This window comes from Staphylococcus cornubiensis, assembly GCF_900183575.1.
In the GTDB taxonomy this organism is placed as follows: Bacteria; Bacillota; Bacilli; order Staphylococcales; family Staphylococcaceae; genus Staphylococcus; species Staphylococcus cornubiensis.
This window is the reverse complement of sequence record NZ_FXUZ01000113.1, coordinates 1-255: the sequence shown is the minus strand read 5'-3', so window position 1 is coordinate 255 and position 255 is coordinate 1. Positions and strand designations below refer to the sequence as shown.

Annotated in this window: 1 protein-coding gene; it reads left to right on the top strand. The window is 41.2% G+C overall.

Annotation, left to right across the window (positions count from 1 at the left end; translation table 11 throughout):
• On the top strand, positions 1–255 hold a 255-nt coding region (locus CCE82_RS12800; protein ID WP_206184417.1), incomplete at both ends, for a Rib/alpha-like domain-containing protein.

Genomic DNA, 255 nt, shown 5'->3' with positions numbered 1-255 from the left:
CAACACCAATCACAAAAGATTTTGGTACAGGTGTATCAGAAGATGAAGTGAAAGGCGCAGTAACAGTACCGAACTATCCAACAGATGGAGATCAACCAACAATTACGATTGATGATCCAAGTCAATTGCCAAATGGTGAAACAGAAGGCACAACAGATGTAGGCGTAACTGTAGAATATCCAGATGGAACAACAGACCACATTACAGTACCAGTGACAATCGGTAAACAAGCGGATAATGATAAGTACACACCAG